Source organism: Kitasatospora sp. NPDC058032 (assembly GCF_042885845.1).
Taxonomy (GTDB): domain Bacteria; phylum Actinomycetota; class Actinomycetes; order Streptomycetales; family Streptomycetaceae; genus Kitasatospora.
The window spans coordinates 1-1,155 of the sequence record NZ_JBHVRK010000089.1; the positions used below are offsets into that span (position 1 = coordinate 1).

Sequence of the window (1,155 nt, forward strand, 5' to 3'; positions counted from 1 at the left end):
GCATCGGCGATCGTCGGATCCAGCAGGATTGGACGTCCATTGTCCGGTCTCCAGCCGACGGGAGCGCCCTCTCCCGTGAAAAGACGATATTGCTGGCTACGCTATCGCGGCGCTCGATCGGTTGCCCAGGAGAAGGGAAACGAGCCATGGCGGCACACGACGTGGGGCACGCGCACCTGCCGGTCTCCGTACTTGCCGATCAGATCTTCGGGCACCTGCCGAGGGCCGATCAGAGGGCGTGGGCCCAGGCGTATCTGACGGGCCTGCTGACCACCGACGGCAAGAAGTCGATCAAGCGGATGGCCGCCACCGTCTCGCGCTCGCCCACCGCGTCGCAGTCGATGCACCAGTTCCTCAACGCCAGCCCCTGGGACTGGGTTCCGGCGCGGGTCGAGCTGATGCGGTGGGTCGAGCAGCAGCTCGATCCGCGTGCCTGGGTCCTGTCGGTGGCGGTATTACGCAAACGGGGTGACCACTCCTGCGGTGTGCACCGGCGCTTCGTCCCCGCGACCGGACGCTCCGTCAACTGCCAGCTCGCGGTGGGAGCGTTCCTCGCCACCGGTGCGGAGGCCGTGCCCGTCCACTGGGGGCTGCTGCTGCCGGGTGCCTGGGTCGAGGACCATGCGCGCCGCGCGCGGGCCCGCATTCCCGAGTCGGTGGGCCAGCGCACCGTCGAACAGCACGCACTCGACCTCGTCGACGCGCTGTGCGGGAGCACCCAGCTCAGCCCCCGGCCGGTGGTGGCGGACCTGGGCCATCACTCGGGGGTCATCTCGCTGGTGCGTGGACTCAGCGCCAGGGGACGCGAGTTCGTCGTGTCGCTGCCCGGTCGGACCCCGGTGGTGCCGGTCGGCAGGACGACGGCGCGTGGCGCATACGCCTCGAACCTGCCCGCCGCCGTGGAGGCACAGCGCCTGTTCGGCCTCAAGCACGGCAGCCATCTCAGACCCGGTGGCCACGACGGTCCCGGCGGGGCGGATCGCACCGCCACGATGACCACGCTGGTACGGCTGCCGCAGGTGCGGCTGGCCCGTCACACGCCGCACGCCACCTATCGGATCTTCGGCGTTCCGTCGTACGCGGGGCCCCGCTCGTCGCGGATCTGGCTGACCAACATGACGCAGCGGCGGACCGACGAGCTGCTCGCGCTGGCCG

Annotated in this window: 1 protein-coding gene; it reads left to right on the forward strand. The window is 70.6% G+C overall.

Annotated features, from left to right (window positions below; all coding sequences use genetic code 11):
- Positions 1 to 146 precede the first annotated feature (146 nt).
- Positions 147 to 1,155, forward strand: a 1,009-nt coding sequence (locus ACFVUH_RS37455; RefSeq protein ID WP_387918113.1) for a transposase, incomplete at its 3' end; no start/stop codon positions are given.